The sequence below is a fragment of the Sphingomonas sp. Leaf208 genome (assembly GCF_001421415.1).
Classification (GTDB): domain Bacteria; phylum Pseudomonadota; class Alphaproteobacteria; order Sphingomonadales; family Sphingomonadaceae; genus Sphingomonas.
This window is the reverse complement of sequence record NZ_LMKH01000035.1, coordinates 16,270-40,359: the sequence shown is the minus strand read 5'-3', so window position 1 is coordinate 40,359 and position 24,090 is coordinate 16,270. Positions and strand designations below refer to the sequence as shown.

Annotated in this window: 20 protein-coding genes; 7 read left to right on the top strand and 13 right to left on the bottom strand. The window is 65.4% G+C overall.

Annotated features, from left to right (window positions below; genetic code table 11):
* Position 1 precedes the first annotated feature (1 nt).
* The 5 genes from ASE69_RS15230 to ASE69_RS15210 all read right to left on the bottom strand — a co-directional run bounded on the left by ASE69_RS15230 (position 2) and on the right by ASE69_RS15210 (position 5,004).
* Positions 2-256 carry an ATP synthase F1 subunit epsilon gene (locus ASE69_RS15230; RefSeq protein WP_056488477.1) on the bottom strand — a complete coding sequence of 85 codons (255 nt, stop codon included), beginning with the start codon at positions 254-256 and terminating at the stop codon, positions 2-4.
* A 127-nt stretch (positions 257-383) separates the two neighbouring features.
* The gene (gene atpD, locus ASE69_RS15225) at positions 384-1,865 is read right to left on the bottom strand and encodes a F0F1 ATP synthase subunit beta (RefSeq protein ID WP_056488474.1); all 1,482 of its coding nucleotides are present in this window, start codon (positions 1,863-1,865) and stop codon (positions 384-386) included.
* Positions 1,866-1,882: 17 nt separating this feature from the next.
* Entirely contained in the window at positions 1,883-2,776 is an 894-nt protein-coding gene (locus ASE69_RS15220) for a F0F1 ATP synthase subunit gamma (protein ID WP_056065178.1), read from the bottom strand.
* Between the two features lie 124 nt (positions 2,777-2,900).
* Complete coding sequence (gene atpA / locus ASE69_RS15215) at positions 2,901-4,430, bottom strand: F0F1 ATP synthase subunit alpha (RefSeq protein ID WP_056488470.1); 1,530 nt, start codon at positions 4,428-4,430, stop codon at positions 2,901-2,903.
* 4 nt (positions 4,431-4,434) lie between these two features.
* On the bottom strand, positions 4,435-5,004 hold the full coding sequence (locus ASE69_RS15210) for a F0F1 ATP synthase subunit delta (RefSeq protein WP_056488468.1): 570 nt from the start codon (positions 5,002-5,004) through the stop codon (positions 4,435-4,437).
* A 332-nt stretch (positions 5,005-5,336) separates the two neighbouring features.
* On the opposite strand from ASE69_RS15210, the gene ASE69_RS15205 reads away from it, so the two are divergent.
* Positions 5,337-6,014: a dienelactone hydrolase family protein gene (locus ASE69_RS15205; protein ID WP_056488465.1), complete on the top strand. Its 678-nt coding sequence runs from the start codon at positions 5,337-5,339 to the stop codon at positions 6,012-6,014.
* A gap of 266 nt (positions 6,015-6,280) precedes the next feature.
* On the opposite strand, the gene ASE69_RS15200 is transcribed toward ASE69_RS15205, so the two are convergent.
* Complete coding sequence (locus ASE69_RS15200; RefSeq protein ID WP_056488462.1) at positions 6,281-7,126, bottom strand: oxidoreductase; 846 nt, start codon at positions 7,124-7,126, stop codon at positions 6,281-6,283.
* Between the two features lie 113 nt (positions 7,127-7,239).
* Here ASE69_RS15200 and ada point away from each other — a divergent pair, with 113 nt between their 5' ends.
* Entirely contained in the window at positions 7,240-8,292 is a 1,053-nt protein-coding gene (gene ada, locus ASE69_RS15195) for a bifunctional DNA-binding transcriptional regulator/O6-methylguanine-DNA methyltransferase Ada (protein ID WP_056488459.1), read from the top strand.
* Here ada and ASE69_RS15190 read toward each other — a convergent pair.
* Positions 8,268-9,842 carry a S1C family serine protease gene (locus ASE69_RS15190; RefSeq protein WP_321163584.1) on the bottom strand — a complete coding sequence of 525 codons (1,575 nt, stop codon included), beginning with the start codon at positions 9,840-9,842 and terminating at the stop codon, positions 8,268-8,270. The genes ada and ASE69_RS15190 overlap by 25 nt on opposite strands.
* Before the next feature lie 72 nt (positions 9,843-9,914).
* Between ASE69_RS15190 and ASE69_RS15185 the strand changes: the two genes are divergently transcribed.
* The 3 genes from ASE69_RS15185 (at position 9,915) to ASE69_RS15175 (ending at position 14,669) form a co-directional block, all read left to right on the top strand.
* Positions 9,915-11,459 carry a CpaF family protein gene (locus tag ASE69_RS15185; RefSeq protein WP_056488455.1) on the top strand — a complete coding sequence of 515 codons (1,545 nt, stop codon included), beginning with the start codon at positions 9,915-9,917 and terminating at the stop codon, positions 11,457-11,459.
* Between the two features lie 535 nt (positions 11,460-11,994).
* Positions 11,995-13,218, top strand: a complete 1,224-nt coding sequence (locus ASE69_RS15180) for a hypothetical protein (protein WP_056488451.1) — start codon at positions 11,995-11,997, stop codon at positions 13,216-13,218.
* Between the two features lie 8 nt (positions 13,219-13,226).
* Positions 13,227-14,669, top strand: a complete 1,443-nt coding sequence (locus ASE69_RS15175; protein ID WP_056488448.1) for a hypothetical protein — start codon at positions 13,227-13,229, stop codon at positions 14,667-14,669.
* 15 nt (positions 14,670-14,684) lie between these two features.
* Here ASE69_RS15175 and ASE69_RS15170 read toward each other — a convergent pair whose 3' ends face one another.
* Both ASE69_RS15170 and phaR read right to left on the bottom strand, forming a co-directional pair.
* Positions 14,685-14,870 carry a hypothetical protein gene (locus ASE69_RS15170; protein ID WP_056488446.1) on the bottom strand — a complete coding sequence of 62 codons (186 nt, stop codon included), beginning with the start codon at positions 14,868-14,870 and terminating at the stop codon, positions 14,685-14,687.
* A gap of 3 nt (positions 14,871-14,873) precedes the next feature.
* Entirely contained in the window at positions 14,874-15,416 is a 543-nt protein-coding gene (phaR, locus tag ASE69_RS15165) for a polyhydroxyalkanoate synthesis repressor PhaR (RefSeq protein WP_056065197.1), read from the bottom strand.
* Positions 15,417-15,541: 125 nt separating this feature from the next.
* On the opposite strand from phaR, the gene ASE69_RS15160 reads away from it, so the two are divergent.
* Positions 15,542-16,489, top strand: a complete 948-nt coding sequence (locus ASE69_RS15160) for an alpha/beta fold hydrolase (protein ID WP_056488444.1) — start codon at positions 15,542-15,544, stop codon at positions 16,487-16,489.
* Between the two features lie 33 nt (positions 16,490-16,522).
* A complete protein-coding gene (locus tag ASE69_RS15155) occupies positions 16,523-17,710 on the top strand; it encodes an acetyl-CoA C-acetyltransferase (RefSeq protein WP_056488441.1) in 1,188 nt (395 codons plus the stop codon).
* A 68-nt stretch (positions 17,711-17,778) separates the two neighbouring features.
* Here the strand turns inward: ASE69_RS15155 and ASE69_RS15150 are convergent, their stop codons facing one another.
* Genes ASE69_RS15150 through ASE69_RS15135 form a run of 4 tightly spaced genes read right to left on the bottom strand, consistent with a single transcriptional unit; the run spans position 17,779 to position 23,934 of the window.
* The gene (locus ASE69_RS15150; protein WP_235518845.1) at positions 17,779-21,099 is read right to left on the bottom strand and encodes a TonB-dependent receptor domain-containing protein; all 3,321 of its coding nucleotides are present in this window, start codon (positions 21,097-21,099) and stop codon (positions 17,779-17,781) included.
* A gap of 21 nt (positions 21,100-21,120) precedes the next feature.
* Entirely contained in the window at positions 21,121-22,146 is a 1,026-nt protein-coding gene (alr, locus tag ASE69_RS15145) for an alanine racemase (protein ID WP_056489373.1), read from the bottom strand.
* A gap of 49 nt (positions 22,147-22,195) precedes the next feature.
* Positions 22,196-22,975: an ABC transporter ATP-binding protein gene (locus tag ASE69_RS15140; protein WP_056488435.1), complete on the bottom strand. Its 780-nt coding sequence runs from the start codon at positions 22,973-22,975 to the stop codon at positions 22,196-22,198.
* Positions 22,966-23,934, bottom strand: coding sequence for a FecCD family ABC transporter permease (locus ASE69_RS15135; protein WP_056488432.1), 969 nt, complete (start codon positions 23,932-23,934; stop codon positions 22,966-22,968). Before ASE69_RS15135 ends, ASE69_RS15140 begins: the two co-directional genes overlap by 10 nt.
* Positions 23,935-24,090: the final 156 nt, after the last annotated feature.

The following is a 24,090-nucleotide window of genomic DNA, read 5'->3' as shown; positions in this document are numbered from 1 at the left end:
GTTATTCGCCGGCGTGTTCGGCGAGGACGGTCAGGCCCTTGGCGTTGACCTCGGCGAAACCGCCCTTGATCGCGATGATCTCGGGCGTGCCGTTCTGCGTACGGAAGATTTGCACGCCGCCATCGCGGACCGTCGACATGAACGGCGCGTGGCCTTCGAGGACGCCGAAATCGCCTTCGGTGCCGGGGACGACGACCATGTAGACCTCCTCCGAGCGGACGAGCTTTTCTGGCGTGACGAGTTCGAAATGCAGCATCTTGTTCGCCTTCTCCCTCTCCCCTGCGGGGAGAGGGTCGGGGTGAGGGGCAGTACCGGGCGAAGGCTGCTTGTGGCGGCCCCTCACCCCAACCCTCTCCCCGGAGGGGAGAGGGAGCTAGAAAGGCTTAAGCCTCGGAAGCCATCTTTTCGGCCTTGGCGACGGCTTCGTCGATGCCGCCGACCATGTAGAACGCGGCCTCGGGCAGGTGATCATACTCGCCCTCGACCACGGCCTTAAACGACCGGACCGTGTCCTCGAGCTGGACGAACTTGCCGCTGATGCCGGTAAAGACCTCGGCGACGTGGAACGGCTGGCTCAGGAACTTCTGGATCTTCCGCGCCCGCTGGACGGTGAGCTTATCCTCTTCGGACAGCTCGTCCATGCCGAGGATCGCGATGATGTCCTGCAGCGACTTGTACTTCTGCAGCGTCGACTGGACCGCACGCGCGGTGTCGTAATGCTCCTGGCCGACGACGCGTGGCTCGAGCAGACGCGAGGTCGAGTCGAGCGGATCGACTGCCGGGTAGATGCCCAGCTCCGAGATCGCGCGGTTGAGGTTGGTCGTGGCGTCCAAGTGAGCGAACGACGTTGCCGGCGCCGGATCGGTAAGATCGTCTGCGGGAACGTACACGGCCTGCACCGAGGTGATCGACCCCTTGTTGGTCGAGGTGATGCGCTCCTGCAGCGCGCCCATGTCGGTCGACAGCGTCGGCTGATAGCCCACCGCCGACGGAATACGACCGAGCAGTGCCGAAACCTCGGCGCCCGCCTGCGTGAAGCGGAAGATGTTGTCGACGAAGAACAGCACGTCCTGGCCTTCGACGTCGCGGAAATACTCGGCGATCGTCAGGCCCGACAGTGCGACGCGGGCGCGTGCGCCTGGCGGCTCGTTCATCTGGCCGAACACGAGCGCGACCTTCGAGCCTTCCGACTGCGGATTGCCGTCGGCATCCTTGGCGATGACGCCCGCGTCGAGGAACTCGTGGTACAGATCGTTACCCTCGCGGGTACGCTCGCCGACGCCTGCGAACACCGACGTGCCGCCGTGGCCCTTGGCGATGTTGTTGATCAGCTCCTGGATCAGCACGGTCTTGCCGACGCCGGCGCCGCCGAACAGGCCGATCTTGCCGCCCTTCGCATACGGCGCGAGCAGATCGATGACCTTGATGCCGGTGACCAGGATCGCGCTCTCGGTCGACTGGTCGACGAACAAAGGTGCCGAAGCATGGATCGGAGCGGTCGTCTCTGCGCCGACCGGACCACGCTCGTCGATCGGCTCGCCGATGACGTTGAGGATGCGGCCGAGCGTCTTCGGGCCGACCGGTACGCGGATCTGCGAGCCGGTGTCGGTGACGGTCTGGCCGCGGGTCAGGCCCTCGGTGGCGTCCATCGCGATCGTGCGAACGGTGTTCTCGCCGAGATGCTGCGCGACTTCGAGCACGAGCCGGTTGCCGTTATTGTCGGTTTCGAGCGCCGACAGAATGGCGGGCAAATTGTCGGGGAAATGCACGTCGACGACCGCACCGATGACCTGCGAGATGCGGCCGGTGTTGTTGGTGGCCTTGGGGGCGAGCGTGGTTCCGAGGGTCTCTGGGGCGGTTGCCATTGTCTGCTTCCTTGGACTTACTTGAGCGCTTCGGCGCCCGAGATGATTTCGACCAGCTCGGTCGTGATCGCGGCTTGGCGGGTACGGTTATACTGGATCGAGAGACGCGTGATCATGTCGCCGGCATTGCGCGTGGCGTTGTCCATCGCGTTCATGCGCGAGCCCTGCTCCGACGCTGCGTTTTCGAGCAGCGCGCGGAAAATCTGGATCGCGACGTTGCGCGGCAGGAGGTCGGCGAGGATCGCTTCCTCGTCGGGCTCGTACTCGACCACGGCTTCGGCGGGCGCACCCGGCTTTGCTTCCGCGCCCGGGATAGCCGACAGGGGAATCGGGATAATCTGGATGCCGGTCGGGACCTGCACCAGCGCCGAGACGAACTTCGCGTAGAACAGATGCGCGACGTCGAACTGGCCTTCGCCGAAGCGCTTGATCAGGTCCTCGGAGATTTCCTGCGCATCGCTGAACGCGAGCCGCTTGATCTGACCCATCTCGTGATCGGCGAGGATGTCGTTCGGGAAGAAGCGCTTGATCACGCGCCCCTTCTTGCCGGCGACGTAGAACTTCACCGTCTTGCCCGCCGCGATCAGCTCCTCGGCCTTGCGACGTGCCGCACGGACGATGTTGGTGTTGAACGCACCCGCGAGGCCACGCTCCGACGTCGCGATGACGATCAGGTGGACCTGGTCCTTGCCGGTGCCCGCGAGCAGCGGCGAGGCGCCCGGCGCGATGCCGACGCGCCCCGCGAGGCTCGCCATCACCGCTTCGAGACGCTCGGCATACGGACGCCCGGCGACCGCCGCGTCCTGCGCACGGCGCAGTTTCGCAGCGGCGACCATCTTCATCGCCTTGGTGATCTTCTGCGTCGACTTCACCGAGCCGATGCGGATCTTGAGGGCCTTAAGTGATGCCATCTTCTCTTCCTGCTCCCTCGCCCCTCCGGGGAGAGGGTTGGGGTGAGGGGCTGCCACGGGAGCGGCACCTCGCGGTACTACCCCTCACCCCGACCCTCTCCCCAGCGGGGAGAGGGAGTTTTACTTAAGCGAAAGTCTTCGCGAACGCTTCGAGCGCTGCCTTCAGCTTGTCCTTCGCCTCGTTACCCAGGTCGCGGGTATCGCGGATCAGCGTCAGCACGTCGGCATGGTTCGCACGCATGTCGGCCAGCAGTGCCTGCTCGTAGCGGGTCACGTCGGCGACCGGCACCTTGTCGAGATAGCCGCTGGTGCCGGCGAAGATCGACACGGTCTGCTCCTCGAACGGCAGCGGCGAGAACTGTGCCTGCTTGAGCAGCTCGGTCAGACGCGCGCCGCGGTTGAGCAACTTCTGGGTCGACGCATCGAGATCCGACCCGAACTGCGCGAACGCCGCCATTTCGCGGTACTGCGCCAGCTCGAGCTTGATCGAGCCCGACACCTTCTTCATCGCCTTGGTCTGAGCGGCCGAACCGACGCGGCTCACCGACAGGCCGACGTTGATCGCCGGGCGGACACCCGAGAAGAACAGGTCGGTCTCGAGAAAGATCTGGCCGTCGGTGATCGAGATCACGTTGGTCGGGATGTACGCCGAAACGTCGCCCGCCTGCGTCTCGATGATCGGCAGCGCGGTCAGCGAGCCGCCGCCATTCGCGTCCGACATCTTCGCCGCACGCTCGAGCAGACGGCTGTGCAGATAGAACACGTCGCCCGGATAGGCTTCACGGCCGGGAGGACGACGCAGCAGCAGCGACATCTGGCGATACGCGACCGCCTGCTTCGACAGATCGTCGTAGCAGATCAGCGCGTGCATGCCGCGATCGCGGAAATACTCGCCCATCGCGACGCCGGTGTAGGGCGCGAGATACTGGAGCGGTGCAGGGTCCGACGCGGTCGCGGCGATGACGATGGTGTATTCCATCGCGCCATTCTCTTCGAGCGTCTTGACGAGCTGGGCGACGGTCGAGCGCTTCTGGCCGATCGCGACATACACGCAATACAGCTTCTTCGACTCGTCGTCGCCGGCGTTGGCGATCTTCTGGTTGATGAACGCGTCGATCGCGACGGCGGACTTGCCGGTCTGGCGATCGCCGATGATCAGCTCGCGCTGGCCGCGGCCGACGGGGACGAGCGCGTCGATCGCCTTGAGCCCGGTCTGGACCGGCTCGCTGACCGACTGGCGCGGGATGATGCCCGGTGCCTTCACTTCGACGCGGCTGCGCTCGGTGGTGTGGATCGGGCCCTTGCCGTCGATCGGGTTGCCGAGGCCATCGACCACGCGGCCGAGCAGCTCCTTGCCGATCGGCACGTCGACGATCGTGCCGGTACGCTTGACGATGTCGCCTTCCTTGATCTCGGAATCGCTCCCGAAGATCACGACGCCGACGTTATCGGCCTCGAGGTTGAGCGCCATGCCCTGCACGCCGTTCGAGAATTCGACCATCTCGCCGGCCTGGACGTTGTCGAGGCCGAAGATGCGCGCGATGCCGTCGCCGACGCTCAGCACCTGGCCGGTCTCGCTGACCTGGGCCTCGGTGCCGAAATTGGCGATCTGATCCTTGATGATCTTCGAGATTTCTGCGGCGCGGATATCCATTAGCTTAGCCCTTCATCGCGTGCGCGAGAGTGTTGAGACGCGTCTTGATCGACGAATCGATCATCTGGCTGCCGACGCGGACGACGAGTCCACCCAGCAACGATGGGTCGACGCTGAGGTCGACGGAAACTTCACGGCCGACACGCTGGCGGAGCTGATGCTTCAGCTCGATCACCTGCTCGTCGGTCAGCGGATGCGCGGACGTCACCTCGGCGGCGATCTCGCCGCGATGCTGCGCGGCAAGTGTCCGGAATGCCTTGATGATCTTCGGCAGTGCGCCGAGCCGGTGGTTCTCGGCGAGGACGCCGAGGAAGCTCTTGGTGGTCGCATCGACACCGAGTTCGTCGGCGACCGCTGAGACAGCCTTCACGGCGGCGCCACGCGACACCATCGGGCTGGACGTGAGCGTACGGAAGTCCTCCGACTGCGCAAGCGCGTCGCGCACGTTCGCCAGGCTCGACTCGACCGCGTCGATCGTCTTCACATCACGGGCGAGTTCGAACAGGGCCAGCGCATAACGCCCGCCCAAGCTCGCCTGAATGGCGCCGCCGACATTACCGGGGGATGTCTCCACGGACCTTTGAATCCTCGCCTGAAACCGAAAATAGTGCCGCCCCATGGGGGAAGAGGGCGCGAAAGCACCTCTCATGGGACGCGGCGCGGGTAGCATCGGGTTCGCGGATTGGCAACCCGGCGGGAGGGTCAGAGGGAAGGGTTTGTGACTGTTTTGTCATTGACCGAAGGTTGGAAGCTTACGATTCCGCCCCTTCCCGTCATCCCCGCGCAGGCGGGGATCCATTTCCTCCTGACCCGGCGCTTTCACCGCACGGCCTGCCACTATGGCTTCCCGCCTCCGCGGGAATGACGATAATGGTGACGAATTGGATCACACGACGAGGAATCAGAATGACCGGCACGATGGAAACGATGACGATGTCCGACGGCGCGACCGTCGCGGTCTATCATGCGCAGCCGACCGGCGAGCGCCGCGGCGGCCTCGTACTGGTGCAGGAGATCTTCGGCGTGACCGACCACATCCGCGACCTCTGCGACGAGTACGCGGCGGACGGTTATGAGGTCCTGGCACCGGCCCTGTTCGATCGCGAGCATCCCGGCTTCGAGGCGGACTATTCGGGCGACGGCCTCGCGCGTGGCGTCGAACTCGCTCGGCAGCTCCACCCGTTCGATCTCTCGCTGAAGGACGTCCAGACCTGCATCGACACGCTCGCCCCCGCCGGGCCGGTGTTCGTGGTCGGCTATTGCTATGGCGGCTCGGTCGCGTGGTTCGCCGCGACTAAGCTCACCGGCGTCGCGGCGGCGAGCGGCTATTACGGCAGCATGATCCCGGCGGCGGCGGACGAGGAACCGAAGGTGCCGGTGATCCTCCACTTCGGTCGCCACGACCATGGTATCCCGATGGAGGGCGTCGAGCAGGTCATCGCCAAGGATTGGCCGAACGCGACGGTGTATGTCTACGAGGCGGGGCACGGGTTCAATTCGGACCGGCGAAAGGATTATCACGAGCCTAGTGCGGATCTGGCGAAACAGCGGACGCTGGACCTGTTCCGCGCCAACGGGGGCTGATCGGCCCCTTCCCATTTGCACCACCCCGGCGAAGGCCGGGGCCCAATTGGAAAGGTGGCAATAATTGAGGGATGCGTTCCGTTAGCAACGTCCCCCCATTGGACCCCGGCCTTCGCCGGGGTGGCGGCTTTGGTAGAAGGCCTCACGCAGACTAGCGCTGTAGACGTGAAGCCAACCTCTGCTCCCTTGTTCTCCCGCGAAGGCGGGAGCCCAGTCTGGGTCCCCGCCTTCGCGGGGAAACAACTCTCTCTCGCGCTGCTCCGAGATTATTCCTCCGGAAAATCCGCCCCAAGGCTATCCGCCTTGTGCGCCTCAATCTCCTTCAGCCGCTCAGCCAGCTTCTTCGTTACAGCATCATACCCCCAGGCCCCCAGCACCAGATGCCGCGGCGGGTTCGCATCCTCGGCCAACGCAATCATCGCCTCGCCAGCCCGCACCGGATCACCCGCCTGAGTCCCGCTAACCTCACGCGTCCCATCCAGCCGCTTGCCCGCCGTATCGGCGTAGTCCGCGATCTTCACCGGCGTCTGCTTCAGCGAACGCCCGGCCCAATCCGTCCGGAACGGCCCCGGCTCAACACACGTCACGTCGATCCCAAGCGGCTTCACCTCGGCGAGCAGCGCGTCCGACCACCCCTCGACCGCATGCTTCGACGCGGCGTAATAGCCCGAGCCTGGGAACCCGACCTGGCCCGCGACCGACGTAATGTTGATGATATTGCCGCTCCTCTGCGTTCGCATCACCGGCAACACGGCCCGAGTCAGCGCAAACAACCCGAAAACGTTGGCATCGAATTGCGCGCGGATCTCGGACTCGACGCCCTCCTCGACCGACGCCTGATAGCCGTATCCCGCGTTGTTAACGAGCACGTCGATTCGCCCGAACTTGGCCTTGGCCTGCGCCACGGCATCGTCGATCTGCGCCTGCTCCGTCACGTCGAGCGACAACGCGAGCGCACGATCCTCGGCGCCCTTTGCCAGATCGGCAACGCGATCCGCATCTCGCGCGGTGACCACCGCACGCCAGCCGCGCGCGAGCACGAGCTTGGCGAGTTCGCGACCGAAACCGGTCGAGCAGCCGGAAATGAACCAGACGGGCGTGTCGGAGGCCATGAGACATCTTTCGTTAGGAGGTATGCCCACGAGAACGGCCGGGCATCCGATTAGCTCCGCTTTGAGCGCAAGCCACGGGATGCACGCGCGGCGACAGCGCCTATAACGACGCCATGACCACCGCCCCTCGCCTCGACGACGACACCGCCTGGACAGCGTTCGACGCCCGCGACCGCGCTTGGGACGGCCGGTTCGTCGTCGGCGTGAAGACCACCGGCATCTACTGCAAGCCAAGCTGCCCAGCGCGTCACCCGAAGCGCGAGAACGTCACCTTCCACCCCGACGCAGCCAGCGCCCGCGCCGCCGGCTTCCGCGCCTGCCTGCGCTGCACACCCGATGAAGTCGGCCGCGACCGCATCGCCGTCGCCGCCGCCGTTGCGCTGCTCGAAGCCGCCGAAGACCGCCTCTCGCTCGACGCGGTCGCGGCCACAGTCGGCTACGCGCCGTATCATTTCCACCGCCTATTCAAACGCGCCACCGGCGTCACCCCCGCCGCTTACGCGCGTGCGCTCCGCACCGGACGCGCGGCCAACGCCTTATCGGAGGATTCGACCGTGATCGAAGCGATCTACGACGCCGGCTATTCCGCCCCCAGCCGCTTCTACGAGGCGGACGCCAAACGGCTCGGCATGGCCCCCAGCGCCTGGGCGCGCGGCGGCGAAGGCGTCACGATCCGCTGGACCATCGCCGACACGAGCCTGGGCGCGCTGTTCGTCGCCGCGACCGACAAGGGCCTGTGCCGCGTGTCGTTCGACGAAGACGCGGACGAACTCCGTCGCCGCTTCCCCAACGCCACGATCGAGCCCGGCGACGAAGCCCTCGCGGATCTGGCGGCGCACGTCGTCGCGGCAGTCGAATCCCCCGACCGCGACCAAGACCTCCCGCTCGACGTCCGCGGCACGGCGTTCCAGGAAGCGATCTGGCAAGCCCTTCGCACCATCCCGATCGGCGAAACCCGCACGTACAGCGAACTCGCAGCCCTGGCCGGCCGCCCCGCCGCGGTCCGCGCCGCCGGTACCGCGTGCGGCCAAAACCCGGTTTCGATCGTCATCCCCTGCCACCGCGCGCAGCGCATCGGCGGCGCACTCGGCGGCTATGCCTACGGGCTGGACCGCAAGCGCGCGCTACTCGCCTCCGAAGCTCAGCGCGCCGACTTGCAGGAATAAACCAGCTTCTCGTTCGGCAACGGCGGCAATACCGCACGGACCGCCGCCTGCTGCCCCGCAAGCCGACCCAACGCCGCCTCATCCATGTTACACACGTTCGGCACGACGCCGCGCGCGGTCCGGGCCGCTTCCATCCCCGCCGCCGACATCAGATAGCGCGTGTTCGAATAGACGCGCGTTGCCGGATCGAACGACAGCACGGATACGGTCTGCTCGGCGTCGGGCACCAGCACGCGGTCCCATCGACCATTCGCGCCGACATATTGCGTCTTGCCGTTGACACACCCCTTCGCGCCCCAGTCGATCGGCACGCCCTCGCTCGACGAGATCGTGATCCGGCTCCGCTCCGGGATCAGCGTGCACATGAGCTTGCCGAGCGCCGCGTCGGGCGTCGATATCCGCGTCTTCGGCAGCGCGGACAGCGGCACGTCGACTTCACCCGACGGGCGCAGCACGAACACGACAATCGCGACCAGCACGCTCAGCCCGCCGATACCCAGCGCCCACACCGCCTGCCGCCGTTGTCCGCGCGATTCGAGCAACCCCGCGCTCCCGATCACCAGCGCCCCCGCCACCAGCAGCAGTCCGGCGAGCGCCATGACGTTCTCGCGCGCGCGCCCGGCCTCGGTCCGCGCCTTCTCCAGTGCGACCTCGCGAGTCATCGCATCCTGCGTCGCGGCGTCGCGCTTGGCGGACGCCGCATCGGCGGTCGCCTTCGCATCCGCGTCGGCGTCCTGCCGCAAGCGATCCTCGATCGACGTGCACCCCGTCCCGATCGACGCATAAGGCTGTTTCGCATCGTGGAGGAAGCCCGCCAGTTCGGTATCCGCAATCGCGAACCCGAACGTCGAATCGCCCTCCTCGCCGCGCGTGATCGCCGAGTTCACGCCGATCACCCGCCCGCAGCGATCAAGCAGCGGCCCACCCGAATTGCCGCGTGCGATGCTCGCCGTGTGAAGAAGCACCTCGACGCTGCTCAACACGCGCCGCCCGGAAAGCACGCCCTCCGACCGCACCGGCGTCATCGGCCGGATATAGTCCGCCGCTGATCGCGCGGTCGCCAGGTCGACGTTCCCCGGGAAGCCGAGCGACACTACCGGATCGCCCTCGGTCATCGGCCCGGTATACAGCGCGCTCGGCGGCAGGCGTGCTCCGGTGAACTCGATCAGCGCCAGGTCGCGCTGCGAATCATACGCGATCACCTTGCCCTGGTAGGACTTGCTGCCCTCGGTCGGGACGATGCCGACGACGACGTTGTCGGGATAGCGCTCGGCGAGATCGACGACGTGCGCGTTGGTGACGATCCGGTTGGGCGCGATCGCGAAGCCGCTGCCATGGCCGAAGCCGACCACCTGGTCGTCGACCACCGCGATCGTCACGACGCGCACGACGCCGCGCCCGGTGGCGGCGATGTCGTCCGCAGATGCGGAGCTCGCCAACCCGAAGATGAGCGCGAGAAGAAGCAGCAGGCGGATCATGTGCATGCCTTCGGGGAGTTCGCGGCGGCGATCAACCCTGACCATTGCACCGCGCGACAGCGGCGCTTTCACGCGCCTGTTTTGGTTAGCAAATTATCAAGCCTTCGCGCCTAACCCGGTCGGCATTCATCCAGGGATACAGGCATGAGCGCATTCGGGCGTCGTAATGGCATCAGCGGGGGGCAGTCGGCCCGTCCCGCATTCGGCGTCGCGCGTCCGATGCAGGGAAGCTCGGGCAGCAATCCTGTGGCGCGCGCGGAACCCGAGGGCGGTGCCCAATTCCCGCCGATCGATTCGCTGCCGATGCCGGGGGAGACCGACGGATTCAGTTCGGGCATGATGCCCGCCGGCCAGCTGGACGCGATGCAGCGCCTGTCCGATCGCCAGAATGCGAGCGGGGAAGCGGGCAACAGCCGGACCGAGGGCTTCGAACAGTCGATCCACAAGATCAAGGAACAGGTGCTCCCGCGCCTGCTCGAACGCGTTGATCCCGAAGCTGCGGCAACGCTCAACAAGGACGAGCTGGCCGAGGAATTCCGTCCGATCATCGGCGAAGTGCTCGCCGAGCTGAAGCTGACGCTCAATCGCCGCGAACAGTTCGCGCTGGAAAAAGTGCTGGTCGACGAACTGCTCGGGCTCGGGCCGTTGGAAGAACTGCTGGCGGATCCGAACATCACCGACATCATGGTGAACGGCCCCGACCAGACCTATGTCGAGCGCAAGGGTAAGCTCGAACTCGCACCGATCCAGTTCCGCGACGAAGAACACCTGTTCCAGATCGCGCAGCGGATCGTGAACTCGGTCGGCCGGCGCGTCGACCAGACCTCGCCGCTCGCCGATGCGCGTCTGAAGGACGGGTCTCGCGTCAACGTGATCGTCCCGCCGCTGTCGCTTCGCGGCACTGCGATCTCGATTCGTAAATTCTCCGCGAAACCGATCACGCTCGACATGATGGCGGGATTCGGATCGATGTCGCTGAAGATGGCGACCGCGCTGAAGATCGCCGGCGCCTCGCGCTTCAACGTCGTCATCTCGGGCGGGACCGGTTCGGGCAAGACGACGATGCTCAACGCGCTGTCGAAGATGATCGACCCGGGCGAGCGCGTCCTGACGATCGAGGACGCCGCCGAGCTTCGCCTGCAACAGCCGCACTGGCTCCCGCTCGAAACGCGCCCGGCCAATCTCGAAGGCCAGGGCGAGATCTCGATCCGCGATCTCGTGAAGAACGCACTGCGTATGCGGCCGGACCGGATCATCCTGGGCGAAATTCGTGGCTCAGAGTGTTTCGACATGCTCGCCGCCATGAACACGGGTCACGACGGCTCGATGTGCACGCTCCACGCCAACTCCCCGCGCGAGGCGCTCGCCCGCATGGAGAACATGGTGATGATGTCCGACATCAAGGTGCCGAAGGAAGCCATCTCGCGCCAGATCGCGGATTCGGTCGAGCTGATCATCCAGGTGAAGCGCCTGCGCGACGGCTCGCGCCGCGTGACCAACATCACCGAGGTGATCGGCATGGAAGGCCCGGTGATCGTCACGCAGGAGCTGTTCAAGTTCGAGTATATGGACGAGTCGGCGGACGGTAAGATTCTCGGCGAGTACCGGTCGATGGGGTTGCGGCCGTATACGCTGGAAAAGGCCAAGCAGTTCGGGTTCGACCAAGCGTATCTTGAGGCGTGCCTGTAGGGGAGTCGCCGATTGCACCCACCTCCTCGACCGTTACCGTCCCTGTTAAGCCGATCACCTGGGCGTAGGCCACCACCCCGGCGGAGGCCGGGGCCCAGTTGGAAAGGTGGCAATGATGGAGCGCGGTCCGCTGTCATCACCGTCCCCCAACTGGGCCCCGGCCTCCGCCGGGGTGGCGGCCGTTGCGAACGTTGAGTGCATCCCGAACTGTTCTAGGCTGGTCTCGGCGCGCTAGTTCGTCGGACTGATTGCAAGACTGGCTCAAGCCACTGCACGCCCCTCCTACCGTTCCCTCGCGAACGCGGGGGCCAGCAGTCACGAACGCCGCCGCTTGTGACCCGGGACTCCCGCGTTAGCCGGAGAGCAATTATTGTTTCGCCAGGCCAGACTTAACTGGATCAAGATAAAGCGCGCCGTGCCAAGCGGATACTGCTCGCAGGCAAGCACGCCGCATCGCTATCCACCCCGTCTCCGCCCCGCCCCAGCGAAGCCCCCGCTTGTACCCGTCCCGCGACCCGCTAGGGGACAGCGCCACATGCGTCGTGCCCTGCTCACCCTCGTCCCGCTGATCGCGGTCCTCTTCGTCTCGGCGCGCGAGCCTTCGAAATCCGCTCCGGCAACCGCGACGTCCCCCGCCGCACGCGACCGCGGCGTCTACCATCTCTCGGCGGACGCCGAAGCGCGCTGGATCGCGTTCGACCTCACCCCCGGCAACCAGATCCGCTTCAAGATGCAGCTCGACGGCCGCGACGTGACCGCGATCCTCGACACCGGCGTCAGCTACACGCTGCTCGCCAAGGCCTCCCCCGCGGTCGATCCCGCCAAGCTGGTCGCGGGTGGCAGCGCGACCGCGATCGGCGGATCGGTCGCACTCGGCTGGATGCCGACGCGCTCGGTCGCGCTCGGTGGCCTTGCGCGGACCGGTGGCGGCGTGACCGTCGCCGACCTGCCCGCGATCGCCACCGGCAGCGCCTCCGCGGTCGACCTGCTGGTCGGTGCCGACATGCTCGCCGGCCATGCGCTCGACATCGATTACGCCGCCAAGCGCTTCCGCCTGCTCCGCTCCGGCCGCCTGCCGTTCAAGGGCGAGAACGCACCGCTGCGCGTGTCCGCCGAGCGCAGCGTCTACGAAAGCGCGCTCACACTGGGCGGCCGGCGCTTGGCGCCGATCGTGGTCGACACCGGCGACGGCTCGTCGATCACCGTCACGGCGGCGGGATGGCAGGCGGCAAACCTGAAAGCGTTGCGCACCACCAGCGCAATCGCGTTCGGGCTCGCCGGCCCGGCGGTCAGCGGTCTTGCGATCGTTCCTGAGATTGGCGTCGGCGAGATGATCGCGCGCGAGGCCGAGGTCCGGATCGAACCCGCAGACGGCTTCTCGCAGGCGATCGGCACCGCCGGGCGGATCGGCTCCGGCTTCCTTCAGAACTACCGCGTCCTGCTTGATCCCGGCGCACGGCGGATGGTGCTCAGCCGAGGTCCCAAGGCCGACCTGCCGCCGCCGCGTTCGACCAGTGGCCTGCTCATCGGCATCGAGAAGGACCGGTTGAAAGTCCTTCACGTGATGCGCGGCGGCCCGGCGGCGGTATCGGGCTGGAAGGACGGCGACCTGATCTGCACGATCGACGGCATACCCGTCACCGGCGGCTATTCGACGAGCCCGATCGCGTCATGGACGGCGGGCATGCCCGGCCGCGTCGTGACGCTCGGACTATGCGACGGCACCATACGCAAGCTCGAATTGACGCATTTTTATTAGGACTGCCCATGTTTAGCCTGCGTCACCGATCGGGGCAGGCAATCTTGCTGCTCCTCGTCGCCTTCGCGCTCCGTAGTCCGTTCTTCGGCAATCCGGTGATCCACAGCGACGAGCAATTCTACCTGCTGGTCGGCGATCGCCTGCTGCACGGCGCGTGGCCGTTCGTCGACATCTTCGATCGCAAGCCGGTCGGCCTGTTCCTGATCTTCGCCGGCATCCGCAGCGTCGGCGGCGATGGCGTGCTGATGTACCAGCTTGCCGCGACGATCGTCGCCACCGCCACGGCATTCCTGGTCGCGCGGATCGTCAGCCGCTTGTCCTCCGATGATGCGAACCCGTTGACGAGCGTCGGCGCGGCGCTGATCTATCTCGTCTGGATCATCGTGTTCGACGGTGCGGGCGGGCAGTCGGCAATATGGGGCAATGCCTTGATGGCAGCCGCCGCGCTGCTGGTGCTCGATACGACCCGCGGCCACCGGCATATCTCCTTGCGCGGTGCCGGTGCGATGCTGCTGATCGGCCTGGCGATGCAAATCAAGTACACCGCCATGTTCGAGGGGATATTCTTCGGCCTGACGCTGGTGTGGGCCGCGTATCGCGAGGGGCGGTCGATCGGTCGCCTAGCGGCCGATGCCGCCTTGTGGATCGGCGCAGCGCTGTTCCCGACCGCGCTTGCCTGGATAGTCTATGCCGCGGCGGGCCACGGCGACGCCTTCGTCTTCGCCAATTTCCTGTCGATCTTCGGTCAGCAGGACGACGATACGCTCAGCTCCAACCTGCTGAAGCTGCTGGGCGGCGTGGGCATGAGCCTGCCGCTCGCCTGGCTTGCATGGCGTGGCCGTCGGACGGGAAGCTTCGCGCTCGGATGGCTCGCGGCGGCCGTAATCGCGATCCTCATCATGCATACGTTCGAGCTGCTCTACCTGCTGCCCCTCGCGCTGCCGCTGTCGGTCGCCGCCGGCACGGGGCTGAGCGGCCCGACCGTCCGCACGACCATGGTCCGCCTTGCCGCCGTGCTGGTGTCCGGCGCGCTGGCGGCGACCGTCATGACCGGCGTCCGCATCGGACGGCGTGGCAATGCCCACCAGATCGCGCAACTCGTCCAGATGATCGGCCAGCAACCCCGCGGCTGCATGTTCGCCTATGGCAGCGAACCGATCCTCTATTTCCTGACCCGGTCCTGCCTGCCGACGCCGTATATATTCCGCAGTCATCTGGGCCAGACGACCGAGTCGCACGGCACGGGGGTCGATCCGGTCGTGGAAGTCACGCGGTTGCTCGCAGCCCGGCCTGGCGTGATCGTCGTACGCGCGCCGAAACCCAGCACGAACCTCGCGACCCAGGCGCTGGTACTGCGCGCGATCGCCAAGCGGTATCGATTGGTCGGCTCAGTGAAGATCGGCGGGTTGCCGCAGAGCGTCTATCGCCTGCGTACCGACGCTCCCCGATGACGAGGCGCGGTTACCTCAAGTCTTGAACGCGAGGCCGATCGTCACCGCGAGTCCGATCAGCGCCAGCATCTGGACGGTCGGCCAGTCGACCCAGCCCACCGAATCCGGATCGCGCCGACGGCGCCGTCTGCGTTCGCCAAGCCCCGCCACAACGGCCAGCGCGGCGAGACCTCCGCTCAAACTCCACAGAACCGGGGCCATCGTTCAGCCGAGCTTCTCGACCTTTTCCTGCAACTTGGCGAGTTCGTTGCGCAGCGCCGCAATCTCGTCGTCCTTGCTGGCGGCGGGTGCAGGCGCAGGTGCGGGCGGGGTCATCGCCTGTGTTGCGGCGTCGAACATTTCGAGGTTGCGCTTGGCAATGTCGGCGAAGGGCGAGTTCGCGAACGCGCCTTCGACCGCGGACTTAAACTGGTCGTGGTTGCGGCGGAAGCTGTCCATCGACGCCTCGAGATACCCCGGCACCATCGTCTGCATCGAGTCGCCATACATCGAGATCAGCTGGCGCAGGAAGTTCACCGGCATCATCGTCTCGCCGCGGCTCTCCTCCTCCATGATGATCTGCGTCAGGACGTTGTGCGTGATGTCCTCGTCGGTCTTCGCATCGACCACCTTGAAGTCGCGTCCCTCGCGGGTCATCGTCGCGAGATGATCGAGCGTGATGTAGGATGACGACTCGGTGTTATAGAGCCGCCGGTTGGCGTACTTCTTGATGATGACGATTCCGTCGGCAGCCTTTTGCTTCTTCATGGATCCCCCGTCTTATGTTTGAAACGGAGGCTACAGTCTTTGATGACGCACCGCAACAAGGTCCGAGGCCCTTACCCTTGTTCCTTTCCGTGTTGCGCAACGAGACTGCAGCATCGCCGGAGCGCATGGCCCGCGCCCTAGCGGGATTGCGCGCGTATCAGGGCGCGCCACGAGAGCAACGCCCCGATCCGAAGCCTGCGATCCACCGCGTTGGCCGGGTCGCGTTGCGCGATTATGGCGGCGAAGGGCGTCCCGTCGTGTTCGTCCCATCGTTGATAAACCCGCCCGACATCCTCGATCATTCGCCCGAGTCTTCGCTGGTGCAATGGATCGCAGCGCAGGGATTCCACGTTTGGCTGGTCGACTGGGGATCACCCGGCGACGCGGACCGCGACCTCGATCTGGCGGCGCATGTCGAGCGGTTGCTCGTCCCGCTGCTCCAGGCACTTCCCGAGCCTCCAGTGCTGGTCGGCTATTGCCTCGGCGGCACGCTCGCGCTGGGCGCTGCTGCGATCACGCCCACCGCCGGTGTGGCAACGATCGCCGCCCCGTGGCACTTCGCTGGTTATGGCGAAGGCCGTCCCACGCTCGCCGCGACCTGGGCTGCGGTCCAGCCCGCCGCCGCGATGCTCGGCCTCCTCCCGATGGAAGTGCTCCAGGCCGGCTTCTGGCAACTCGACCCTGCGCGCACCATCGCAAAATACGAAGCCTTCGCCGATCTCGCCACAGACAGCGACGCAGCACGCGCATTCGTCCGACTCGAGGATTGGGCCAACGCCGGCGCCCCCCTCCCCTACGCCGCCGCCGCGTCGCTGTTCGAGGACTGCATCGCCAACGACCTGCCCGGCAAGGGCGGCTGGGTCATCGCCGGCACCCCGGTCGATCCGCTCACACTAGCCTGCCCCACGGTCGAGTTCGTATCGCTCAGCGACCGCATCGTCCCCGCCGCCACCGCGATCGGTCTCGCCGACCGCCGCGATCTCGGCGCGGGGCATGTCGGCATGATCGTCGGCCGCTCCGCACGCTCGCGCCTGTGGGAACCGCTCGCCAACTGGATCGCCGCGCTCGGCTGACCTACATGGGGTCCAACCATAGAGGATCCCGACATGACCGACCTGAACCCCCACGACGTCGTCATCACCGCCGCCAAGCGCACCCCCGTCGGCAGCTTCCTCGGCGCGTTCGCGAGCGTACCCGCGCACGAACTCGGTCGCATCGCGATTGAAGCCGCGCTCGAACAGGCGGGCGTGGCCGGCGAAGACGTCTCCGAAGTCATTCTCGGCCAGGTCCTCACCGCAGCCCAGGGACAGAACCCCGCCCGCCAGGCCTCGATGGCCGCCGGCGTGCCGAAGGAGATCCCCGCCTGGGGCGTCAACCAAGTCTGTGGCTCGGGCCTCCGCGCGGTCGCGCTTGCCGCGCAAGCGATCCAGACCGGCGACGCGACCATCGTCGTCGCGGGCGGCCAGGAATCGATGTCGCTCTCCGCGCACGCGCAGTCGATCCGCGGCGGGCAGAAGATGGGCAATCTCAGCCTCGTCGACACGATGGTCAGCGACGGCCTGACCGACGTCTTCAACGGCTATCACATGGGCATCACCGCGGAGAATCTCGCCGAGCAATATCAGGTCACGCGCGGCGAGCAGGACGCGTTCTCGGTCGCCTCGCAGAACAAGGCCGAGGCGGCGCGCGGTTCGGGCCGCTTCAAGGACGAGATCGCGCCCGTCACGATCAAGGGCCGCAAGGGCGACACGGTGGTGGCCGATGACGAATACATCCGCGCTGGCGCGACGATCGAGAGCGTCTCCGGTGTGAAGCCCGCGTTCAAGAAGGACGGCACGGTAACGGCGGCTAACGCCAGCGGCCTCAATGACGGCGCCGCCGCCCTGGTAATGATGCGTCGCGACGAAGCCGAACGCCGCGGCTCGACCATCCTCGCGACGATCAAGAGCTGGGCCTCGGCCGGCGTCGACCCATCGGTGATGGGCATCGGCCCCGTCCCCGCCACAAGGCGCGCGCTGGAGAAGGCCGGCTGGACGCTAGCCGACCTCGACCTGATCGAAGCCAACGAAGCCTTCGGCGCCCAGGCCCTGTCGGTCGGCAAGGAACTCGGCTGGGACGCGAACAAGGTCAACGTCAACGGCGGAGCCATCGCGATCGGCCACCCCATCGGCGCTAGCGGCGCCCGAGTCCTGACGACGCTGATCTACGAGATGCAGAAGCGCGATTCGAAGCGCGGACTGGCGACGCTGTGCATCGGCGGCGGCATGGGTATCGCCATGTGTATCGAGCGGTAAAACTCGATCAGTACGAAACGCAATAAGGCCCGCTCCATCGCTGGAACGGGCCTTTACGGTAGCGATATTTAGAAGGTTGCGCGAGCTGCAACTGTAAATCGCCGCCCAAGCAACAGGCTCGTCGTGTCAAAATTCAGATAGCTGTTCGGAATGTACGCCCCATAATATTTTTGACCATGGCGATTGAACAGATTTGATACCGAAAACGTAAGCCGGAACTTCTTTTCGACATCGAAATACATGCTTGGATTGACCAGCACATAATCGTCAACCTCGTCGATCTCGCGAATATCGGCACCCCGTGAAACGCGCGACGCCAACTGCTCTCCAGTATACTGGAACGAGCTGGAGATACCGAACTGCTCGCCGACGTAGCGCAATGTCAGCTGGCCCTGGAACGTGGGATCGCCATAGGTCCCGTCGATACGGGTCGGCGCTATGCCCGTAACGTCGTTGATGCGACGATGAACATATTGCAGGCGTCCCTGGATACCAGCGGAACCCGCGAGCCCAAGGCCCGACAACGGTCGGAAGTAGTCGAGTTCGCTCTGGATACCGTTGAACGTGTACTTGTTACCGTTGGTATAGGCAAAGTTGATGCCCGGGTTTGCCGGATCGCTAATGATCTGTCCGGCAATCGGCCCACCGTTTGCAGCCATACCCGGGCTACCAGCTGGATAGCGGCGTAGCAACGAGCAGAAGGCGTTACCGTTCGCCGGGTCGCTGGCGTCGAACGAATCGTTATCGAAGCAGGCCGATCCGATCTGGGCGATCGTCAAGCTGGCGATCGGCTTCGAGATCTTGATGCTGGTGTAATCCACCGAGATCGTCAGACCAGGAATAAATCGCGGCTCTAGAATAACGCCATAGGTGAAGCTGCGCGCTACCTCGTTGTCTAGCGTCGGATTGCCGCCCGAACGGCTCGGCACGGTCGAGAACGACGCATCGAGCGGCGTAGCGTTCGGGAAGGTCGCAATAAATGCCGCACAGTTTCGGGCACGGTTCGCAGGTGCCGGGCCTGCATTGATGTTTGCCGCATTGCAGTAATCGGTCACCGTGCTGAACGCATTCGACGTCGGCAGGAACAACTCCGTGATCGCTGGTGCACGGAAGGACTTCGTATAGTTGCCGCGGAACGAAATATCGCGGATTGGCGAGATAATGCCACCGGCCGACCACGCGAAGAACCCGCCATTAACCGTATTGTCGACGTATCGGCCGCTGGCATTCAGTTCGAGCCTGTTCAAGAACCTGAGGCCATTGTTAGGCGTAACGAGCGGAACGATCACCTCACCGAATGCTTCGTCGACGTTGTAGCGCCCCGACACAGGCGCAATGGCGACCGACCGACCCAGGCCCGCCTGCTGGAACGCACTGGGCGTAAAGCTACCCTCTTCCTGGCGATGCTCGTAACCGATGTTGAAGCCTACGGGGTTGCCAAAAAGATCGAACGGGCTGCCCCCAAAGTTCGCGTTGAGCACTGCTTGCTGAAGCCGGCTGCGCGTGACGACATTCTGAATGACATAGGCGCGAGCCGCTGGATCCGAAAGCCCCTCACCAAGCAGGTTCAAGGGCACGCACGCCGCATCCGCAACCGGCAAAAGGCCGCCTGGCGCCGCGTTCGTCGCTGCCGTCACAGCGATATTGCAAACTATCTGCCCCGATGCGTTGCGCGTCACGTTGACCGCATTGACGAACCGCTGCTGATTGAGATCCTGTCCCGAGTCGAGGATGTCGGCGCGACCGTAATTCGCGCTGATCTCATAGTTGAAATTCCGGCTGCCGAGCTTCACGTCGCCGCGCACCCCGTACACCAGACGGTAGACGTCGTTGGTCGAGAAACCGGTCGGATCGGACAAGTCAGCCGAGGCTCGCGACACCGAGAAGCGATTGACGCCAAGGGCCTGCAATTGGGCCCGCGCTTGATCCGTGAGGAATGGCGTGTTGACGTTGAACGTCAGCGCCCCGGCGGCCCCACCAAACAGGTTCGAATTGAAGGTGGGCTGCTGAACCAGTTCGTCGCCGCGGCTATGCGAATACCAGCCTTCGGCGAACAGCTTCACCGCCGGGCTAACTTCATAATTTGCGAAGATCGTGCCGATGTCGCGGCCTACATCGCTGGTGATCTGCGAATAGTCGTTAAACCGGAAACCGTCGCCACCGCTGGCTTCCTGCGTCGTCACAAACCGGATGCCACGATTGAACGCCACCAGGTTGCCGCTTCGGTTGAACTGAAAATTCTGAACCGCGCCCGGTACCGACGCATTGGCAGCGTTAAAGGCGGACGTGATCACGCCGCCGCCGTTGAGCAGCGGGATCGTCCGGTTGCGGACGAGCACCGACCCAGGGAAACCGTCCGTCGTCGAATCGTTGTAACCGATATTCGGATTCAGCCGTCCGTCATTGGCGAAACTGGTCCCCGCCGGCCGGCCAAGCGTCGTGGACTGCGCAGTCGTGGGGTTGTTCGCCCCCCCGATATTCTCGCGAAGAAAGCCACGCGCGTTGTACAGCACGCCGTCCTGATGATCACGCGTGTAGGACGCCGTGACGTTGCCGCGCCCGCCCGCGAAATTGAAACCACCAACGGCACTGAAATTATAGCGGTATGCGTCTCCCTGTTCGGTGACGCTGCTCACACCTGACACTTGCAGACCCGTGAAGTCGGTACGAAGTTTGAAGTTGATCGTCCCCGCGATCGCGTCCGATCCATAGATCGGTGCGCCGCCGATGCTGACGTTGTCGATGCTCTCGATCAGCGCGGTCGGAATGTTGTTGATGTCGACTTGGGTGCCAGCCGATCCCTGTCCAAATAGTGTCGGCACGTTAGACGACACGAAACGACGACCGTTGACGAGTGTGAGTGTACGGTTCGATCCCAAACCAAAGCCGTTCACGAAGTTCACACCCTGCCCGAAGCTGCCTTGCGCGCCGTTAGGAGAGACGCTGCCACGGATGCCGGGCAATTCGTTCAGTGCATCGGCCGCATTAGTAAAGCCGCGTTCCTCAAGATAACGACGACTGACCGTGGCCGTCGGCTGCAGGCTCGTGATATTCGGCAGCCGAATACGCGATCCAGTAACGGTGATCTCTTCCGCCTGATCTGCACCGCGATCCGTACCGTCGGCGTTAAGCGTGCTGTTTGGCTGGGTGGGATTGTCAGTATCAGGGGCGATAGTCGCTGCCGGATCGGCCGGCGTCGTCTGAGCCTGTACGGTTGCAGACATCCCAGCCGCAAAGATTGCAAAAGCCGAAGCTCGAACGAGTAAAGTGCACCGCATCACGTTGATTCCCCCTGTGTTTCTCGATTTTGTAAGGTCGAGTTCAGAGAAGCGCGACGTCAATGTGACAAAGTTGTCATTTTTCCACAAACCGTTGTAATCAGGCAACATTTTTAAAACAAAGTAACTATATTATATCCATTTTCGATCAAATCTGTCGCCAGCGGCCGTAAGGAGTTCATATTGCGACATTCCCGACGCGGCGGCGGCGAGCGGCAAATCCGGCTCAAAGCCGATCCAGTCGCCCTCCGTCAGCAATGGCATCGGAGCGACTGAGATCGCTACGAGGTCCATCGAAACGCGCCCTATGACCCGGAGGGACGCATCCTTGGCCCACGCGGTGCCGCGGTTGGAAAAGCCGCGGAAATATCCATCTGCATAGCCGAGGTTCACGACCGCCACGTCCGTGTCCACTTCTGCTGTCCAAATCGCGTTGTAGCCCACAGTCTCTCCGGCCGAGACGCGACGACGTTGCAGTATCTGCGCTTCGATCGTCATGACCGGCTGGATCGCATTGGCCAGATCGCCTCGAGGAATGCCGCCATACAAAGCCAGCCCAGGCCGCGTGAGGTCGAAGGCATAGCCGTCGAGCGCGATGCCAGCGGAGTTGGCCAAGCTCATCCGCTTCGCCGTCGTGCGCCCCGCAAGTGCGGCGAACCGGTCGCGCTGGACCGCGTTCATCGGCGAATCCTCGTCGGCGCACGCCAGGTGGCTCATCAGCGTTTCGATCGTGAGGCCGTCGAGCAGGCCGCCTGCGATATCCTCTGCCGACACCCCTAGGCGGTTGATGCCGGTGTCGACCATGACGTCGCATGCGCCACCGCCGGCCGCTTTCCAGCGCGCAACTTGGGTCGGGGTGTTGAGGACCGGGCGGGCGAAGCCGGCGGCTGCGGCGGGCATGTCTTCCGCGCGAACCCCGTGGAGGACGGAGACGGTCAGGCCCAGTGGCGCGAGTTCGGCGGCTTCCTGCCAGTTCGAGACGAAGAAGTCGCGGCAGCCGGCTTTGGCCAACCGCCGCGCAACCTCGATCGCGCCGAGACCGTAGCCGTTCGCCTTTACCGCGGCGCCGCACGCTGCGGTGCCGCTCATGCGGTCGAGTGTGCGCCAGTTCTGGACGAGAGCGTCGCCGTCGAGGCGCAGGCGGAGGGGAGCGGGAATATCGATCACCCGGCGCGGAATAGTGCCGCGGGCGCGGCGCGTCGACCGTCTATGCCGCCCCGATGCGTCCGACCGGCACGAGCAGGCGGCGATCTCCGTCTTCGAGTGGCGCTACACGGACGCCGAATACGCGGCCGAGCGTCTCCGCGGTCATCACTTCGGCAACGGGTCCGAAGGCGACGACCTGGCCATCGCCGAGCAGCAGCGCGTCGTCGGCTGCGCGCTGTGCCTGGACGAGGTCGTGGAGGACGATCGCCACCCCTGCCCCGCCAAGCGCGTAGCCGCGCAAGCGGGTGAGCAGGTCGATCTGATGCGAGGGGTCGAGGCTGGCGAGCGGTTCGTCGGCAAGCAGCCAGCGCGGTTCGCCTGCCAAGACGCGCGCGAGCAGGACGCGCGCTCGCTCACCGCCGGAGAGTTCGCCGACCGGGCGGTGGGCCAGATGGAGCGTCTCGGTATCGTGCACCGCGCGCTCCACGGCCGCGCGATCGGCGGGCGACGGCGCGGCATGTGCGCCGAGATGCGGCAGGCGACCGAGCGCGACGACATCGCGCGCGACGATGTTCCAGTGCACCGTCGCGTCCTGCGGGAGGTAGCCGATCGCCCGAGCTCGGGCGCGCGGGTCCATCCTGGCGACGTCCTGCGTATCGAGCCGGACGCTCCCGGTACTGCGATCGATGAGGGCGGCCGCCGCCTTGACGAGCGTGCTCTTGCCGGCGCCGTTGGGGCCCAGAATCGCGGTGACGCGGCCGGGACGCAGGTGCGCGGACACGTCGCTGAGGACCGTTCGCTTGCCAAGCTTCACGCCCAGCGCATCGATGATCAGATCCATGCGCGACCTCGTTCCTTGGCGAGCAATCCTAGGAAGAACGGCGCCCCGATCATCGCCATCGCGACGCCGAGCCGGATTTCGCCTGCGCCGGGTGCGAGGCGGACGAGGCTGTCGGCGGCGAGCACGAGCGCCGCTCCACCGAGCGCGGAGGGGAGTAGCAACGCGCTCGGGCGGTGGCCGAAGATCGGGCGCAGCAAATGCGGCACCACGAGTCCGACGAAGCCGATCACGCCGGTCACCGCGACGCCCGCGCCGACTACAAGGCCGGTGCCCAGCACGACGAGCAACCGGACGCGACCCATCCGTATCCCGAGCGACCGCGCCGCCGCCTCGCCCAGCGCCAGCGCGTCGAGCGAGCGGCCTGTGAGCAACAGCAGCACCGCACCGACCGCCATCGGTGGCAGCGCGAGCTTCAGGTCGTCCCAGCCGCGATCGGTCAGCGCGCCCATGATCCAGTCGATCACCTCGGCGACCGCATAAGGGTTCGGCGCGATCGAGATCAGGAACGCGGTCAGCGCACCGGCCAGGCTTGAGAGCACCGTGCCCGCGAGGATGAAGGTGATCGCACTCGGCGACCGCCACGTCAGTGCGGCGAGCAACGCGACCGCGCCGCCTGCCCCCAGCATCGCTGCGGCGAAGATCGCGGGGCCCGAGCCGAGCCCGAACACGATCGCCGCTACTGCCGCGAGCGCTGCGACCGACGACACGCCAACGACTGACGGGTCGGCGAGCGGGTTGCGGAGATAGCCTTGCAGCACCGCACCCGACAGACCGAGCGTGGCGCCGAGTGCTAGCCCAAGCACCGCACGTGGCAGACGTAGCTCGAGAATGATCCACCAGCGCGGGTCGGTCGAGAACCAGGCAGAGGCCGGCACCCAGACCTTGCCGCAGCCGAGCGACAGGCCGAATAGGAGAATCAGAAGCAGGACGAGCACGATAAGTTTGAGCGTGCGGGTCATCGGAACGCCTCCTCGCCTAAGCCGACCACCGCCACCACCCCGGCGGAGGCCGGGGCCCAATTGGGGGACGGTCGTGACGGCGCGCGGCACTCCGTTACTTCCGCCATTCGAATTGACCCCCGGCCGCCGCCGGGGTGGTTCTGGTATAGTCGTCGC

Bases quoted from the DNA above. Each gene is read 5' to 3' on its own strand.
- ASE69_RS15230 (WP_056488477.1), bottom strand. From the start codon at position 256: ATGCTGCATTTCGAACTCGTCACGCCAGAAAAGCTCGTCCGCTCGGAG.
- atpD (WP_056488474.1), bottom strand. From the start codon at position 1,865: ATGGCAACCGCCCCAGAGACCCTCGGAACCACGCTCGCCCCCAAGGCC.
- ASE69_RS15220 (WP_056065178.1), bottom strand. From the start codon at position 2,776: ATGGCATCACTTAAGGCCCTCAAGATCCGCATCGGCTCGGTGAAGTCG.
- atpA (WP_056488470.1), bottom strand. From the start codon at position 4,430: ATGGATATCCGCGCCGCAGAAATCTCGAAGATCATCAAGGATCAGATC.
- ASE69_RS15205 (WP_056488465.1), top strand. From the start codon at position 5,337: ATGACCGGCACGATGGAAACGATGACGATGTCCGACGGCGCGACCGTC.
- ASE69_RS15200 (WP_056488462.1), bottom strand. From the start codon at position 7,126: ATGGCCTCCGACACGCCCGTCTGGTTCATTTCCGGCTGCTCGACCGGT.
- ada (WP_056488459.1), top strand. From the start codon at position 7,240: ATGACCACCGCCCCTCGCCTCGACGACGACACCGCCTGGACAGCGTTC.
- ASE69_RS15185 (WP_056488455.1), top strand. From the start codon at position 9,915: ATGAGCGCATTCGGGCGTCGTAATGGCATCAGCGGGGGGCAGTCGGCC.
- ASE69_RS15180 (WP_056488451.1), top strand. From the start codon at position 11,995: ATGCGTCGTGCCCTGCTCACCCTCGTCCCGCTGATCGCGGTCCTCTTC.
- ASE69_RS15175 (WP_056488448.1), top strand. From the start codon at position 13,227: ATGTTTAGCCTGCGTCACCGATCGGGGCAGGCAATCTTGCTGCTCCTC.
- ASE69_RS15170 (WP_056488446.1), bottom strand. From the start codon at position 14,870: ATGGCCCCGGTTCTGTGGAGTTTGAGCGGAGGTCTCGCCGCGCTGGCC.
- phaR (WP_056065197.1), bottom strand. From the start codon at position 15,416: ATGAAGAAGCAAAAGGCTGCCGACGGAATCGTCATCATCAAGAAGTAC.
- ASE69_RS15160 (WP_056488444.1), top strand. From the start codon at position 15,542: ATGGCCCGCGCCCTAGCGGGATTGCGCGCGTATCAGGGCGCGCCACGA.
- ASE69_RS15155 (WP_056488441.1), top strand. From the start codon at position 16,523: ATGACCGACCTGAACCCCCACGACGTCGTCATCACCGCCGCCAAGCGC.
- ASE69_RS15150 (WP_235518845.1), bottom strand. From the start codon at position 21,099: ATGTTGCCTGATTACAACGGTTTGTGGAAAAATGACAACTTTGTCACA.
- ASE69_RS15140 (WP_056488435.1), bottom strand. From the start codon at position 22,975: ATGGATCTGATCATCGATGCGCTGGGCGTGAAGCTTGGCAAGCGAACG.
- ASE69_RS15135 (WP_056488432.1), bottom strand. From the start codon at position 23,934: ATGACCCGCACGCTCAAACTTATCGTGCTCGTCCTGCTTCTGATTCTC.